The organism is Oceanobacter sp. 1_MG-2023 (genome assembly GCF_030689025.1).
GTDB lineage: Bacteria > Pseudomonadota > Gammaproteobacteria > Pseudomonadales > Oceanobacteraceae > Oceanobacter.
Genome location: NZ_JAUYWA010000004.1, coordinates 1 through 16,370, shown reverse-complemented (window position 1 = coordinate 16,370; position 16,370 = coordinate 1). Strand labels below are relative to the sequence as shown.

At 53.6% G+C, this 16,370-nt stretch carries 13 protein-coding genes; 5 read left to right on the top strand and 8 right to left on the bottom strand.

From position 1 onward, the window contains the following. The first annotated feature begins 46 nt into the window (after positions 1 to 46). The 4 genes from Q8W22_RS04085 (at position 47) to Q8W22_RS04070 (ending at position 8,008) form a co-directional block, all read left to right on the top strand. Complete coding sequence (locus Q8W22_RS04085) at positions 47 to 3,424, top strand: DUF2126 domain-containing protein (protein WP_303432074.1); 3,378 nt, start codon at positions 47 to 49, stop codon at positions 3,422 to 3,424. A gap of 145 nt (positions 3,425 to 3,569) precedes the next feature. Continuing rightward, positions 3,570 to 6,107 (top strand): circularly permuted type 2 ATP-grasp protein, encoded by a 2,538-nt coding sequence (locus Q8W22_RS04080; protein WP_303432073.1) that lies wholly within the window; start codon positions 3,570 to 3,572, stop codon positions 6,105 to 6,107. Further along, a complete protein-coding gene (locus tag Q8W22_RS04075) occupies positions 6,107 to 6,988 on the top strand; it encodes a transglutaminase family protein (protein WP_305451682.1) in 882 nt (293 codons plus the stop codon). The genes Q8W22_RS04080 and Q8W22_RS04075 overlap by 1 nt, the downstream gene beginning before the upstream one ends. A 42-nt stretch (positions 6,989 to 7,030) precedes the next feature. Then, positions 7,031 to 8,008 (top strand): magnesium transporter CorA family protein, encoded by a 978-nt coding sequence (locus tag Q8W22_RS04070; RefSeq protein WP_303432071.1) that lies wholly within the window; start codon positions 7,031 to 7,033, stop codon positions 8,006 to 8,008. 125 nt (positions 8,009 to 8,133) lie between these two features. Here Q8W22_RS04070 and metG read toward each other — a convergent pair whose 3' ends face one another. After that, complete coding sequence (gene metG, locus Q8W22_RS04065) at positions 8,134 to 10,251, bottom strand: methionine--tRNA ligase (protein ID WP_305451681.1); 2,118 nt, start codon at positions 10,249 to 10,251, stop codon at positions 8,134 to 8,136. Between the two features lie 109 nt (positions 10,252 to 10,360). Continuing rightward, positions 10,361 to 11,236, bottom strand: a complete 876-nt coding sequence (gene menA, locus Q8W22_RS04060; protein ID WP_305451680.1) for a 1,4-dihydroxy-2-naphthoate octaprenyltransferase — start codon at positions 11,234 to 11,236, stop codon at positions 10,361 to 10,363. Between the two features lie 174 nt (positions 11,237 to 11,410). Between menA and Q8W22_RS04055 the strand changes: the two genes are divergently transcribed. Next, positions 11,411 to 12,292, top strand: a complete 882-nt coding sequence (locus tag Q8W22_RS04055; RefSeq protein WP_305451679.1) for a bile acid:sodium symporter family protein — start codon at positions 11,411 to 11,413, stop codon at positions 12,290 to 12,292. A 57-nt stretch (positions 12,293 to 12,349) separates the two neighbouring features. Here the strand turns inward: Q8W22_RS04055 and Q8W22_RS04050 are convergent, their stop codons facing one another. The 6 genes from Q8W22_RS04050 to Q8W22_RS04025 all read right to left on the bottom strand — a co-directional run bounded on the left by Q8W22_RS04050 (position 12,350) and on the right by Q8W22_RS04025 (position 16,291). After that, entirely contained in the window at positions 12,350 to 13,642 is a 1,293-nt protein-coding gene (locus Q8W22_RS04050; protein WP_303432067.1) for an HlyC/CorC family transporter, read from the bottom strand. Positions 13,643 to 13,788: 146 nt separating this feature from the next. Beyond that, the gene (locus Q8W22_RS04045; RefSeq protein ID WP_305451678.1) at positions 13,789 to 14,169 is read right to left on the bottom strand and encodes a hypothetical protein; all 381 of its coding nucleotides are present in this window, start codon (positions 14,167 to 14,169) and stop codon (positions 13,789 to 13,791) included. 53 nt (positions 14,170 to 14,222) lie between these two features. Then, a complete protein-coding gene (locus tag Q8W22_RS04040; RefSeq protein WP_305451677.1) occupies positions 14,223 to 14,819 on the bottom strand; it encodes a glutathione S-transferase family protein in 597 nt (198 codons plus the stop codon). Positions 14,820 to 14,872: 53 nt separating this feature from the next. Then, positions 14,873 to 15,334, bottom strand: coding sequence for an EVE domain-containing protein (locus tag Q8W22_RS04035; protein ID WP_305451676.1), 462 nt, complete (start codon positions 15,332 to 15,334; stop codon positions 14,873 to 14,875). A gap of 225 nt (positions 15,335 to 15,559) precedes the next feature. Next, a complete protein-coding gene (locus Q8W22_RS04030) occupies positions 15,560 to 15,985 on the bottom strand; it encodes a CZB domain-containing protein (protein ID WP_305451675.1) in 426 nt (141 codons plus the stop codon). 90 nt (positions 15,986 to 16,075) lie between these two features. Continuing rightward, positions 16,076 to 16,291, bottom strand: a complete 216-nt coding sequence (locus Q8W22_RS04025; RefSeq protein ID WP_305414552.1) for a hypothetical protein — start codon at positions 16,289 to 16,291, stop codon at positions 16,076 to 16,078. Positions 16,292 to 16,370 lie beyond the last annotated feature (79 nt).

Here is a 16,370-nt window from a genome sequence, read left to right as displayed (position 1 = left end):
CAGCATTTATAATGATATTCAGAGATTTCCTATTTCGGGAGCAGTTATGACTATCCGTGTTGCGATTCAGCACAACACATACTACGACTTCGACCGGCCTGTTTCACTGTCACCCCATGTGGTTCGACTGCGTCCAGCGCCTCATTGTCGTACACCTATTGAAGCGTATAGCCTCAAGGTTCAGCCAGAAGAGCATTTTATCAACTGGCAACAGGATGCTTATGGCAACTATCTGGCTCGATTGGTATTTCCCGAGAAGACCCGCAAGTTCTCGGTAGAGGTTGAAGTCATTGCCGATATGACGGTTGTGAATCCGTTTGACTTTTTCCTGGAAGAAGACGCGGAAGAGTTTCCATTCGAATACGACAAGCAAACCAAAAAAGAACTGCAGCCTTATCTGGAGCTGGAGCCACAAGGGCCGGCTTTCGAAAAGTTTCTGGCTGGTATCTCGACAGAAAAACGCCGCACCATCGACTTTCTGGTCGACGTCAATTCCCAGCTGGAACAGCTGATTGACTACACCATTCGTATGGAGCCAGGCGTTCAGACACCGGAAGAGACGCTGGAAAAACACCTCGGCTCCTGTCGTGACAGTGCCTGGCTGATGGTGCAAGCCGTGCGTCATTTGGGTATGGCGGCGCGGTTTGCTTCCGGTTATCTGGTGCAGTTGACCTCAGACGAAAAGTCGCTCGACGGCCCTTCCGGCCCGGAAGAAGACTTTACCGACCTGCACGCCTGGTGCGAAGTTTATCTGCCAGGAGCAGGCTGGGTTGGTCTGGATCCTACTTCCGGGCTGTTTGCCGGTGAGGGCCATATTCCTCTGGCCTGTACACCACACCCGGTATCGGCAGCCCCGATCAATGGTTTCACCGACAAGTGCGAAGTAGAGTTTGACTTCAAGAACGACGTGACCCGCTTCCATGAAGACCCTCGTGTCACCAAGCCGTACACCGATGCCGAATGGGCCGATGTGCTGTCACTGGGCGACAAGGTCGACGCCTTGCTGGAAGAAAACGATGTCCGGCTGACCATGGGGGGTGAGCCAACTTTCGTATCGATTGATGATATGGAATCGGCCCAGTGGAACACCGAAGCCCTGGGTGCCCACAAGCTGAGTCTGGCCAAAACCCTGCTGTTGAAATTGCGTGACCGTTTTGCTCCGCAAGGCATGCTGCATTACGGCCAGGGCAAGTGGTATCCCGGCGAAGAAGTTCCCCGTTGGGCACTGGGTGTGTTCTGGCGGACCGATAACGAACCGATGTGGACACGCCCCGAGCTGTTGGCCCGGGTCGATAAAGACTACGGCCACACCGAAAAAGACGCAGGCCGGTTTGCTACCCTGTTGTCGGAAAAACTGGGTCTGTCTGACGAATATGTGCAAGCGGCGTATGAAGACGGCTTGCATTACCTGCTTGAAGAACAGAACCTGCCGGTCAACCTGGATTCTGAAATTGCAGAAGCCAAGGATGAGCTGGCCCGTCGCCGTCTGGCTCGTGTGCTGGATCAGGGGCTGAATACCCCCACCGGTTTTGTTGTGCCGGTTGAGTGGGACTTTTATGGCCAGAGCTGGCGCTCCAGCGTGTGGGAATTACGCCGTGGCCGCATTACGCTGATACCGGGTGATTCACCCATGGGTCTGCGTTTGCCATTGCAAGGGCTGCCATGGTCAGAAGAAGTACCGCTGCCACAGGAAGCCGACCCGTTCCGCACCACAGAAGCGCTGCAAAGTCGTGAAGACATTATCAGCAACTTTACGGCAACAGTTGCGGAGCCGATTGCGGAACAGGTTGTCTCGGACGAACAGTCACAGCAACAACGCACTGACGATGACGACCAGTCCGAAACCTACTGGCGTAATCTGGTACGGACGGCAATGTGTATCGAGGCCCGTGGTGGCAAGATTCATATTTTCCTGCCACCACTGCCGTATCTGGAAAGCTACGTTGCCTTGCTCACCATGATCGAGGAAACCGCTGCTGAACTGGAGATGCCGATCATTATCGAAGGCTATGAGCCTCCACGTGACTGGCGGATGCAGAAGTTGCTGGTTACACCGGACCCTGGTGTTATCGAGGTGAATATTCACCCGGCCGACAACTGGCGCGATATGATGCATACCATGAATGAACTGTATCAGGCGGCTCGTGAGTCGCGCCTGGGAACAGAGAAATTCATGTTGGATGGCCGTCACTCCGGTACCGGCGGTGGTAACCACATCACTTTGGGTGGTAAAACACCGGCAGACAGCCCGATGCTCCGTCGTCCCGATCTGCTCCGCAGCTTCGTGACCTATTGGCAGCATCACCCGAGCTTGTCCTACCTGTTTTCGGGCGCTTTTATCGGCCCGACCAGTCAGGCACCTCGTGTGGACGAAGGTCGTGATGAAGGCTTGTATGAGCTGGAAATCGCTTTCCAGCAAATGCCGGAAGGTGAGTCCGCCTTGCCATGGCTGGTCGATCGTATCATGCGTAACCTGCTGATCGATGTGACCGGTAATACCCACCGGGCTGAATTCTGTATCGATAAACTGTTTGCACCGGGTAGCCCGTCAGGCCGTTTGGGGATTCTGGAATTCCGTGGCTTTGAAATGCCACCGCACAGCCGCATGGGTCTGGTGCAGGCATTGCTGATCCGGGCCTTGCTGATCCGTTTCTGGAAAGATCCATACAAGCATGATCTGGTGCGCTGGAATACCCAGTTACACGACAAGTTCATGTTGCCGCACTACGTCTGGGAAGACGTCAAGGAAGTCGCCCAGGACCTGCAGGAACATGGTCTCGATTTCCGCGCCGAATGGCTGTTGCCGTTTGAAGAGTTCCGCTTCCCGCACTACGGTCGGGTTGAACTCGGTGATATCAAGATCGAATTACGCTGGGCCATCGAGCCATGGCATGTATTGGGTGAAGAAGTCTCCAGCTTCGGTACATCCCGTTATGTGGATTCTTCCGTGGAACGTTTGCAGGTCAAGGTCTACGGCATGACCAACAAGCGCTATGTACTGGCGTGTAATGGTCGTCGTGTACCACTGACCAGCACCGGTCGCCATGGCGAAATGGTTGCCGGGGTGCGTTACAAGGCATGGGCGCCACCGTCGGCGTTGCATCCAACCATTGGCGTGCAATCACCATTGGTGTTTGATCTGATTGATACCTGGAACGGTCGCTCCGTGGGTGGCTGTAGCTACCACGTATCGCATCCGGGTGGCCGCAGTTACGACACCTTCCCGGTGAACTCCTTTGAAGCGGAATCACGTCGGGTCAATCGTTTCTCGACACTGGATCATAGCCACGGTGAGTATTCACCCCGTCCGGATGTGGATGCTATTCGGGAGTTTTTCCCTCATAGCGAGCCACGTCCAATGGCTCCGCCACCGGAAGAGTCTCCGAACGACTATCCTTGTACGCTGGACTTGCGGCGGAAATAAATCAGGCTGGCTCCCCTCGCTGCTGAGGGGAGCAAACAAAGCTGAGACAATTTCCCCAATCTGACATAATGGTCGCTAATAAGCGGCCATTTTTTTGGTCTGAATTTTTAACGAGCATTTATTGAAATCCGCAGCGAGAACAAGCATGTCGCAGACTATGTCACAGGCCTCCGGGCCAGACAGCGATGATCTGATCTATCGTCATAATCCGGCGCTTCAGGATGAAGCTGTCGATGCCAATGGAGAGCTGCGCCCGCACTGGTCCTATCTTCTCGACAGCCTGAAAGAGCTGGGGCCAGCGTTATTTGATGAACGACAGTCAAAAGCGTTGCGTATTCTACGGGACGATGGGGCGACCTATAACATCTACAGCGACTCCAGCACGCCATCTCACACCTGGAATATGGATCTGGTTCCGTATGTGATTGGCAGTGAAGAGTGGGGCCGGATCGAGGCAGGCTTGCTGGAGCGGGCGGAGTTGTTCAATCTGCTGCTGCGCGACCTGTACGGTAATCGGGAGCTGATTCGTTCCGGTGTGATTCCGCCGGATGCCTTGTTTTGCCACCGTGGTTTTTTACGAGCCTGTAACGGTATCAAATTACCCGGTGAGCACGATCTGATTTTGCACTCGGTTGATCTGGTGCGTGGTGCCGATGGCCAGATGATGGCCATGGGTGATCGCGCCCAAAGCCCGAGTGGGGCCGGGTATTCGTTGGAAAACCGCAACGTGATGTCACGGGTTTTTCCTAGCCTGTTTCGCGATAGCCACGTACATCGGTTGGCGGCCTTTTTTCAGCGTTTACGTACCAAGCTGAATTCCTTGTCACCCAACAGCGCACCGCGTGTGGCTGTGATGACGCCAGGTGCCCATAACGAAACCTATTTTGAACATGCCTACCTGGCCAACTACCTGGGTTTTCATCTGGTTCAGAGTGATGATCTGGTCGTCCGTAATGGCTTTTTATGGATGAAATCTCTGGATGGCCTGAGCCGGGTCGATGTCTTGCTGCGCCGGGTAGACGACTGGTTTTGTGATCCGGTCGAATTACGGGGCGATTCCCGTCTCGGGGTGGCCAACCTGCTGGAAGTAGTGCGTGCCGGTAATGTGGTGGTGGCTAATCCACTGGGCTCCGGTATTCTCGAAAATCCGGTTTTTTTGCGTTATCTGCCCGGTATTGCCAAACATTTTCTTGGCCGTGAACTGCGTTTGCCATCGGTCGAAACCCACTGGTGTGGCCGTGAGGACGATCGGGCGTATGTGCTGGATCACTTGCATGAGCTGGTGGTCAAGCCGGTGTATCGTAATCTTGATAACCGCAGCTTGTACGGCCCGGAGCTGAGCGCAGAAGAAGCCCGCTCGCTGAAAGCCCGGATTGAGGCGGACCCGACCCAGTATGTGGCTCAGCCGGTCATGGAAGCCGCCCACGTCCCGTCGTTTGTTGACGGTGTGCTGAAACCACGTCCGGTAATTTTGCGCAGCTTTGCCGTCGCAACGGATACCTCGTATACCGTGATGCCCGGTGGCCTGACCCGTATCGGTCAGGACGAACGTTCATTCATGATTTCCAACCAGACCGGTGCCAAGAGCAAGGACACCTGGGTGATCGCTTCTGAGCCGGAGCGTATGGTGCATGATGAGCAGGTCGATGAGCCGGTCAGTCGCGAAGCCGACCTGATCAGCTTGCCCAGTCGGGTGGTGGAAAACCTGTTCTGGATGGGACGTTATGCCGAGCGTGCCGAAGCCGCGCTGCGAATCCTGCGTACCGCCTTTATGATGTTGAACGGCGAAGAGCGAATCAGTGATATAACCCAGCATCAGTTGCTGCATGCGGTATCGATGATTACTGCCACACCGTCACGCTCCACCGATGAACAAACCGCAGAAGAAGCCTTGCGCGGCATTATCGAAAACGGCTCAGTATTACGCAGTATTTCCGGCAACCTTAATGCCATGCTTTATTGCGCAGAAGAGACCAAAGAGCTGTTGTCGTCGGATACCTATCGTGTCATCAACGACATTCGTGATGCCCTGAATATGCTGGGGGTCAGTTTCTCGGGCAGCCTGGCATCGGCACCGGAAGAAGCCCTCGACCCCTTGGTAACCGCCTTGATGGCCTTGTCTGGCCTGACCCAGGAAAGCATGATTCGAGGCTTTGGCTGGCGCTTTATGGATATGGGACGGCGTCTCGAACGGGGTTATCAGATCGCCATTGCCATCGACAGTCTGATTGTTCCGGTGTTGTCGGAGTCGGATCAGAGCAAGCTCTGTGAGGCACTGCTGTTATCGCTGGAAGCCCTGATCAGCTATCGTCGCCGTTATCGTGCCCGTGTCGGTATTCAGACCAGTCTCGATCTGGTGATGATGGACCCGACCAATCCACGTTCGTTGATGTATCAGGTTGAGCAATTACGCCAACATATCGGGGCGTTGCCAAAAACACCGACCCAGATGCACGAGTTGTCTGCGGATGAACGTCGTATCCTTGAATGTGAAACCTTGCTCAAGCTGTCATCACTGGCAGAGCTCAGCAAGGCTGACGGCTTCCAACGCAGCCATCTGGGTGAGCAAATGACCAAAATAGCCGACCAGTTAAGCGGCCTGAGTGAAATGATTACAGACAAATACTTTGATCACCGGGAAGCGTCACAGCAACTGGTTAACAGTACCTGGGAAAGCATCTAGTGTTATATCGCATTCGTCATACCACAGAATATGTGTACCACAGTCGGGTTTCCCACTGTTACAACATGGCCCACGTGACGCCACGGGACACCCTGCGTCAGCAGTGTCTGTCGACCCGTGTTGACGTCTTGCCCGGTGCGGCTTTTACCTCGAACCGGTGTGATTATTTTGGCAATAATGCCTATCACTTTGAAATACAGAAACCGCACAAAAAACTGGTGATCACCTCGACCAGCGAAGTGCGTACCAATCTGCAAAAAGCCGCTCCAGAGCTGGAACTGGGTATCAGTTGTCGTGATGCGCGGGAGGCGATGAGTTCATCCCGGGCACCGGAAGTCTTGTTGGCGCGGGAGTTTTTGCTGGACTCGCCGATGCTCAAGGCATCACAGACCCTGAAGGAATATGCCGATAGTCTGTTTGACGACAATACGCCGTTACTGACTGCCGTTATGAACCTGACCAGCAAGATCTATCAGGAGTTTGAATACTCTCCGGCGTCCACCACCATCGCCACTCCCTTGCAGGAAGTTCTTGAAAGCCGTCGTGGCGTTTGCCAGGATTTTGCGCATCTGCAAATTGCCATCTTGCGATCGTTAGGTTTTGCAGCCCGTTACGTTTCTGGCTATCTGGAAACCCTGCCGCCACCGGGGCAGGAAAAAATGGTGGGTGCCGATGCTACCCACGCCTGGCTGGCGGTATACGCTCCCGGAGAAGGCTGGTTTGAATACGATCCAACCAATAACTGCATGGCCCATGAACAGCATATTGTCACAGCCTGGGGCCGCGACTTTTATGATGTGACGCCGCTGTGTGGCGTTATTTATGGTGGCGGCAGTAATCCGGTATTACGTGTTGCGGTTGATGTAACGCGCCTGACCTGAACGCCACTTTTTGTTGAATGTTTTCTCGTCGCAGGACAGAGCATGATTCGCACCCTGATGATCAACAGCAGCGGCCAGTCGTTCAGTGGCGGTGAAGAGCTGATACACGATTGGCGTGGCGACAATAACAGCCGACTCTGGCTGGACCTGACGTCGGAGGGGGCTGAAAAATATCATCAGGAACGGCAGTTGTTACTGGGCCTGGGGTGTCATGCCCTGGCTATCGAAGACGCCCAGCGCGATCGCCATCCGCCCAAATACGAAGCCTTTGAAGATCACGTCTTTATTCTGTATCGCGGTATTGCCCATTTCGACAGTGAGCTGCACTACCAGCCCCAGTCCGTGGCATTTTTTATCAGTGAGCGCTTGCTGATCAGTTACCATCCGTTGCCGACCGAAAGTATTAATCTGCTGATGACAGGTCATGGCGGCATTCATTTACAACGCTGCCCGGCCCAACTGGCGTTACGCATCATGCATACCTCCGCCGGTATGTACCTGGAGCATGTGCTGGCTTTTGAAGACCAGCTCAGTGATCTGGAAGATGCCTTGTACGAGCAGGGCACTGACGCCTTGATGCGCCAGTTAATGGGGTATCGTTCCCGGTTGGTGAAATTGCGGCGGGTGTTTAATTATCACCAAAGCATCACCGATGAATTAAAAACCAGTGATCTGGCGTTGTTTACACAACCAGATCTGGAGCTGGACCACACACTGAACGACTTGCATGACCGCTTTGAGCGGCTGGCCAGCCTGGTAGCGATGTTTTATGACATCTGTGGTGATCTGATTGATGGTTATCTTGCTGTTGCATCACACCAGCTTAACAACACCATGCGGGTGCTCACCGTGATTACCGCGATATTTATTCCGCTTGGGTTTCTGGCCGGTTTGTACGGCATGAACTTCGATTATATCCCCGAGCTGAAAGTCGCAAACGGCTATTTTATTTTGCTGGGAGTGATGGCGACTCTGGCCGTGGGGCTGTTGGTCTGGTTTCGCAAGTTACGCTGGTTATAACGCAGAGGTCAGGAGGCAATACCTGGATACCTGTCCGGTACCCATGGGACTGCGCTGAACAGGCCACGACTCCTGCCCCAGCCTTGGGACGGGACATGAAGCGTGGCGCTGAACGATTGCCAGATTTACATCACTCGCATGCCTGGCTGTGAACCTTCATTGGGTTCCAACAGGTAAATCTCGGAGCCACCTGGCCCGGCGGCCAACACCATACCTTCAGACAGGCCAAACTTCATTTTCCGGGGTGCCAGGTTGGCAACCATAATGGTGAGTTTGCCTTCAAGGTCTTCTGGCTGGTAGGCCGCCTTGATACCAGAGAAAACGTTGCGGGTCTCGCCGTTACCAATATCCAGCGTCAGTTGCAGCAGTTTGTCGGCACCTTCAACGTGGTCAGCCTTGATGATGCGGGCAACGCGCAGGTCGACCTTGGCGAAGTCGGGGAATTCGATGGTGTCGGCAATCACTTCGTTGCCATCTTCCCTGAGTTCAGGCCCTTTGGATTTTTTCTTCTTCTCTTGTTTACTTGTTTTGGCCGGGGCCGTGCTGGTTTCCGGCGTTGGTTGTTCACCGTTTTCGATCGCCAGTTCGGCCTTGGTTTCTTCCAGAATCGCAGTAACCTTGTCCATCTCGGCCCGGGCCAGCATGGGTTTGAACTTGTTGATCTCGTGGCCCAGCAGGATATTGCTGCGGGCTTCCCAGTCGAGGGAGTCGAGGTTCATGAACTGGCAGGTTTTTTCTGCCAGCTCAGGTAATACCGGAGTCAGGTAGGTCATCAGCTGGCGGAACAGGTTGAGGGCAACGGAGCAGACGTCGATAACTTCTTGCTGACGGCCTTCTTCCTTGTTCATGGCCCAGGGGGCTTTTTCCTGAATGTATTCGTTGGCGCGATCGGCCAGTGCCATGATGTCTTTCATGGCTTTGCCGAAATCGCGTGCTTCGTAGTGGGCGGCAATCGGGGTTCCGGCGTCGATAAATTCCTGCACCATGGCTGGCTCAGCACAGCTGTCGCTGAGCTTGCCTCCGGCTTTGAAGACAAAGTTGGCGGTACGGCTGGCGATGTTGACCAGTTTGTTGACCAGGTCGGTGTTGGCGCGCTGGACGAAGTCTTCGAGATTGAGATCGAAGTCATCAACGCTGGAGCCCAGTTTGGCAGCAAAGTAGTAACGCAGGTAAGTCGGGTTCAGATGGTTGAGATAGGTGCGGGCCTTGATAAAGGTGCCTCGCGATTTCGACATTTTGGCACCGTTGACGGTGACAAAACCATGGGCGTTGACTGCCGTCGGGGTGCGGTAGTCTGCTGCACTGAGCATGGCTGGCCAGAACAGGGCATGGAAGTTGACGATATCCTTGCCGATAAAGTGGTACACCTCAGCGTCGGAACCAACTTTCCAGTAGTCGTCGAAGTTCAGGCCACGGGCCTGACCGGCGTCGGAGTTGCAAAGGTTTCTGAACGAGGCCATGTAGCCAATCGGTGCATCCAGCCAGACGTAGAAGTACTTGCCTGGAGCATCAGGAATTTCAAAGCCGAAGTAAGGAGCGTCACGGGAGATATCCCACTCTTGCAAACCGGAGTCCAGCCATTCAGCCAGCTTGTTGGCAATTTCCGGTTGCAGGGTGCCGGAGCGTGTCCAGTCCTTCAGAAAGGCATCAAAATCTTGCAGCTTGAAGAAATAATGCTCGGACTCTTTTTCAATCGGTGTGGCGCCCGAGATGGTGGAGTACGGGTTTTTGAGCTCTGCGGGTGTATAGGTTGCGCCGCACGCTTCGCAGTTGTCACCGTATTGGTCTGGCGTTGAACACTTGGGACAGTCACCCTTGATGTAGCGGTCGGCAAGGAAGATTTCTTTTTCCGGGTCGAATGCCTGCTTGATTGAGCGTACGGCAATGTGACCCTTGTCGCGCAGACGGGTGTATATCTGACAGGACAACTCACGGTTTTCTTCACTGTGGGTGCTGTGAAAGTTGTCAAAACCGATCTGGAAAGCGGCAAAGTCGGCTTCGTGTTCCGCCTTGACGGCAGCAATCTGGTCTTCCGGTGAGCGGCCTTCCTTTTCGGCGCGTAGCATGATCGCGGTGCCATGGGCGTCGTCAGCACAAACATAGGTGCACTGGTGACCACGGGACTTCTGGAAGCGAACCCAGATGTCGGTCTGGATGTATTCCAGCAGATGGCCGAGGTGAATGGAGCCGTTGGCGTAGGGCAGGGCGCTGGTGACCAGAATTTTGCGAGTGCTGTTTGTCATGGAAAGGGCTACCGGTGGAAAAACGGGTGGAAATCAAAGGGCGACATTGTAGCGGGTACAGAGAGGAGGTTCACCCTCGATGGTGAGGGTAATCCGTTGGCGGTGCGATTTATGGTGATGCCAGGAGCATCAGCAGGGTGGCACTGGCGCCACAATAAATCAGCCCCGCTTGGGCGGTCTGGGCCAGCAGGCTGTTTAATGCCCGACCGCGGAGGCTGTCAATACGGCGAATCAGATTCAGCACCGGTTTCAGACACAGTCCTGCTGGAAGCAGCATCAGCCAGGGGCAGGGCCAGGCGGCGACCAGGTGTACAAGCAAGGCCGCTATCATAACGCCAACAAACAGCCGCCGGGTGCGTGTTTCTCCCAGTCGGGCTGGCAGGGTGAGTTTGCCACTGGCCAGGTCGGTGGGAATATCACGCAGGTTGTTGACCAGTAATATGGCGACACTGAACAGTCCGGCGCTGGTGCCATACAACCAGGCGGTGACGGTCAACTCACCGGTTTGCAGCCAGTAGCTGCCCATTACCGCAATCCAGCCAAAAAATACCAGAACCGTAACCTCCCCCAGGCCCATGGAGGCCAGTGGCGCTGGCCCGGCACTGTAGGCAAAGACGGCGAGTAAGCAGGCGATGCCGATAAACAGTAAATTCCAGCTGGTCAGGGCAGCCAGTGTCAGACCGAACAAGGTGGCCAGCAGGGTAAAAATGGCCAGTGCAACCGCCATGGCCGCCGGAGTAATAAAGCCGGATTGCACCATTCGGGCCGGGCCGAGGCGGGCTTCGGTATCGACACCGCTGAGGCCATCAAACAGATCGTTGGCGAGATTGACGGCAATTTGCAGGGCAACGGCACAGAGTATGGCCAGGCCAAACAGCAGACCGTTGAGCTGGGTCTCGGTCGATGCCAGTGCAGTGCCCAATAGAATCGGGCCAATGGAAGCAGGGATGGTTTTCGGGCGAATGGCTAGCCACCAGTACGACACGCGGGATTCCTCAGAATATGGGGCTGTTATCGGAGTATGGTTGCGCGGAGTTATCAGGCCGCAGAAATGCAGAGCTTATAACAAAACCTTGAGTCAGGTGGCTTCTGGATTAATTGAATGAAGGCTAGAGTGGCACTTATATCAATCTGATCGTGAATAACAAAGAGAATCAATATGCAGCAGCTGGTCGCCCCTGTCATCCTTCCCATCGTCCTTGCCTTGATTATGTTTACCATGGGGTTGGGGTTGACCCGTCAGCATTTTGTCGCGGTGTGGCGTCAGCCAACAGTGTGCCTGATAGGCTTGTTCTTGCAGATAGTCTTGTTACCTGTCATTGCCCTGATCATTATTGTGTTGTTCAAATTACCCTTGATGGCCGGTGCCGGCCTGTTTCTGGTGGCGCTTTGCCCTGGTGGTGCCACGTCCAACATGCTGACTTTCCTGGCGCGCGGTAATGTGGCGCTGAGTATTTCTTTGACGGCGATGACGAGCCTGCTGGTGCCGTTTACCTTGCCGGTGTTATTTGCTGTGTATATGCAATTCGCTGGTGCGGAGATCAACCAGTTTGGTTTGCCGGTTGGTCTAATGATTGTTCAGTTGATGGTTGTGACACTGGTACCGGTTGTTCTGGGGATGACCTTGCGCCATTTCTGGACGCGGCTGGCGATGCAGGCCGAGCGACAGGTCAAGTTGGTGGCGACCTTCCTGATGTTACTGGTGATTGGGTTGTTACTGGTGGACAACTGGGGCGTTGTTGAAAAAATGGTGTCATTGACGGGCGTCGCGGTCATGACGTTAAGTGTGTCTGCGTTACTGCTGGCCTGGGTGATTACCCGGCAGTTATCTCTGAATGCATCAGACAGTCGTGCGATTACGATGGAAGTCGGCGTGCAGAATGCAGGAACGGCGATGATGGTGGCGTTAACGATATTGCATCAACCCGAGTTGGCCATTGTACCGCTGATGTATGGTTTGCTGATGAATATTCCGGTGTTTGGATTTATTGGCTGGGTGATCCGGGACGATGGTTCCGAACTGCAGCAAAAGGTCAGTTGATAGCTGGTAACTGTTGCTGCACCCGACCGGTGGCAGAGTGCCACCGGGGGACGTTTGTTATGACGTGACGGGTTCTTTACGCGGGCTGTCCAGAGTGACTCTGACGGCCTTGACCATATTGTCCTTGAGCTGCAGGATCTCAAAACGATAGCGGCCAATACGCAGGCAGACCGGAGATTCCGGGATGTTTTCCAGAATTTCGACGATCAGGCCGTTAATGGTTTTTGGACCATTGATCGGCAAGTCCCAGTGCATGGTCTTGTTCACATCACGAATAAAGGCCGTGCCATTGACAATAAAACTCCCGTCTTCCTGGGGATGTACATCGGGGGAGCTGGTCGACAGCACATCGGTGGTGAATTCACCGACGATTTCTTCAAGAATGTCTTCCAGTGTGCAAATGCCTTGTACATCACCGTATTCATCAACGACCAAAGCAATACGGCGCTGGTGGCTCTGAAAGTTGAACAATTGGGTGTGAAGTGGGGTGCTTTCCGGAATAAAGTACGGCTCGCGCGCTGCTGTTTCGATGTCTTCGCGGGTGAATTCGCCCTGACTCATTACCCGTGCCAGGGAGCGGGCGTGAAGAATACCAATGATGTTATTGATATCGCCCCGGTAGATGGGCACCCGGGTATGCTGGGTGGTACGCAGTTGCTCGATAAGGATATCCATATCGTCATCGAGATCGATACCAAAAATTTCGTTGCGAGGCACCATGATGTCATTCACGGTCATCTTTTCGAGATCGAGAATGCTTAACAGCATGTGCTGGTGACGCTTGGGAATCATTGACCCGGCTTCCCGCACCACGGTGCGCAGCTCCTCGGTACTCAAATGATCGGAATGGGTATTGTGGACGTCGATACGAATCAGCTTCAGCAGACTGTTGGCAATGGCGTTGACAAACCAGACAAAGGGGTGCAGAAGCCACTGCAGTCCCAGCAGGATGGGAGACGCAGGAAAGGCAATTTTTTCCGGCGCAATCGCCGCAAGGGTTTTGGGTGTCAGTTCGGCAAAAATCAGTACCACCAGAGTAAACAGGATGGTATTGACGAATACCGCAAGATCGGGGTTATCGGGCCATAGTCGTTGGCTGATAATAGTCGCCAGTGCCGCTGCGGCAAAGTTGACCAGGTTGTTGCCTGTGAGGATGGTGCCAATCAGACGATCGGGCTTTTCGAGTAGTCTGGCGGCCAATTTGGCGCCCTTGTGATTGTTTTTCACCATATGCCGCAACCGGTAGCGGTTAAGCGACATCATGCCGGTTTCTGAACTGGAGAAGAATCCTGAAAAAATGATCAGTACCGCGAGTATGCCAAACAGCACACTTAAGGGAACTTCGTTCAAGACTGCGTCCTTTGACTATTATGATTCCGTCATCATAGGGTGCCCAAGTGGGCTGTCAACTGCAGAACGATACCGGCTTGATACAGCGGCTGTGTTTGGCTGCTGTCTACGGTGTATCTGGCGCTTTGACAGACGGGGTACTCCGGTCAGCCACGCCCTGAGTAGGACCGGTTTGAGGTCAGTTGGGATAACCCTTTGACAATCCTGAATACCGTCCAGATAAAAGTCCCCATAATAATCAGCCAGCCAATAATAATAAAAGAGGTCACAATTCCTATCACCATCATGCCCAGCCCCCACCAGAATACCTTGATGATATTGGCAAAGTGGTCTTCAAACAGAGAGCCTTGAAAATCACTGATTTTGGCCATGGCCCAGACGCCACCAATTACCCAGAACACGCCGGTAAAATAGCCGGCACCTAACAGGCAATAAGCAATCAGTGCCTGGGTTTTGGCATCATCGTCCAGTGGTGACAAAGGGGGACGAGGGGGCTTGGAAGACGAAGTATCTGGATAGCCTGACATGGAAATCTCCTGAATGGTCTGTCTGGGATATTAGCAGCGGTTATTGGTTCATATCATGCCATGGCAATCCAGTCGGGTGTTGCGGCCAGACGCTGCAACCAGGCCTGAATGGCGGGATAGCGGTCAAGCTCAAAGCCGCCTTCATGTGCCACATGAGTATAGGCATAGAGGCTGATATCGGCATTAGTGATTTGGTCGCCACAGAGCCAGGGGGTGACGGCCAGTTGCTGTTCCATGATATCCAGGGCCCGGTAACCTCCCGATTGTTTGGCGCTATATTCGTCCTGTCGTTCGGCGGGCATTCCCTGATATTTGGCAATAAAGCGGGCAACGGCAATATAGGGCTCATGGCTGTATTGTTCAAAACATTGCCACTGCTGCATCTTGGCCAGGGTAAAGGTATCCGTTGGTAACAGGCTGGAACCGGCTGCCAGGTAGTTGATGATCGCGTTGGATTCACTCAGGGTGCGACCATCATCCAGCTCCAGGACCGGGATCTTGCCATTGGGGTTTTTGCGTAAAAAGGCCTGGGAGTGGGTGTCACCGGCCAGGATATCCATCCGGACCCATTGATGCGGGATATTCAGCAGCGCACATACCAGCTGGATTTTGTAGCAGTTACCGGACTGGCTATCGCCGTAGATTTTCATCAGTACTCCTGATTGTCTGTGTTGTTTGGATCTGTTCGGAGGGCTGGCTGTTGTCAGCTGGCTCGCTGTCGCAAAATATCAAACTCACGGGGGCTGACAGGCATAACGGACAAACGGTTGCCGGTTTTTATCAGCCCCAACTCGGTGATCTCCGGCATGGCCTTGATGTCTTGCAACGGCAACACCCGTGGAAAAACCTGCGCCAGCTGGATGTCGACCTGATACCAGCGCGGCTTTTCCTGCGTGGCTTTCGGGTCGTAGTATCTGGATTCGGGATCAAACTGGCTGGGATCGACATAGCCAGCCCGCACCACTTCCGCCAGCCCGGCGATGCCAATTTCCTTGCAGCTGGAATGGTAAATAAAGACTTGATCACCCGGCTGTATCTCATCACGTAGAAAGTTGCGGGCTTGATAATTACGTACCCCGTCCCAGGGCTCTGTCTGTTTCGGTCGCGATGCCAGATCCAGGATGCTGAACGCTGTCGGTTCTGTTTTAAATAGCCAATAGTTCATAACGTGTCTGATGGGCAATGGTCGTCAGTCCTGATCATGACGGGGTTGTATGTCCAAGTACAGAACCAACCGTTGCTGGTTTGTGGGTCGTGATGACGGGAATGTCAGCGGGTTACTGGCTGTTTTGGGCCGTGGTGTGAACAGGGGAAGGCCAATCGGGAGGGGTAATAATCAGGCACTGCTGGCTGCTGTCGTCAGTGCCTGTGGGTCTGAGCCGGCAATGGGCTAGTCGATGTATTTCAGGTCTTGCAGACGTTGGCGAATTTTCAGGGTCAGCTTGTGGATATCTCCGGCCAGTTCTTTCTCTGCATCAGAATGATTGTCGGCTTGTACCAGGCTGATGATGGATGATGCCTTGTAGTGAAACATTTTATGGGTTGCTTTCAGGTCATTAAACGCTGCGTATTGGCCGAGGTACTTTTCGCCATCGGAATAAATCCATTTGCCCAGTTCGCACTCGTCGTCACAAGCAGCATGGGTTGGATCCAGTGTTTCGTGACTGTGACCGGAGATATAGGTTTCCAGCCGGGTCAACCAGTTTTCGTGCGCAGCAATGGATACATCAATATCCAGCGATACACTGGCTCTCTTGGCTGCTTCCTTGGCATGGATAGCATCTTGATGATCGTGGCCAAATCCAAAAAAGTTCATCAATCTCATCGTCGTCTTCCCTTCGTGTCAGTTCTATCAAATCGTAGGATCGTGCAAATATTAAAATTCTAGGAGCATCGATCAGACCAATCAAACAGCCAGATCAATCATTGATTTGAAAAAGCCTGTTAATCGGTATTCATTCAGGGTAACGGCGATAATCAGCAGCGCAGCGGTGCTATTTTGACGGTCATTTATTGTTTGGGTTGCCATGATTATTGGACTGGTGCCGTATTGGAAGCCGCTGTTTTTGATTAATAATATGTTTGATCTTTTTGAAATAACAACTAGTACTATAGGGGACATTCATTTAATCCGGTGCTCACTCTGGGCTACCGGATGGTTTCGAATCACGAAGCCGACTTGCAGGCCTGACGGGTCAAGT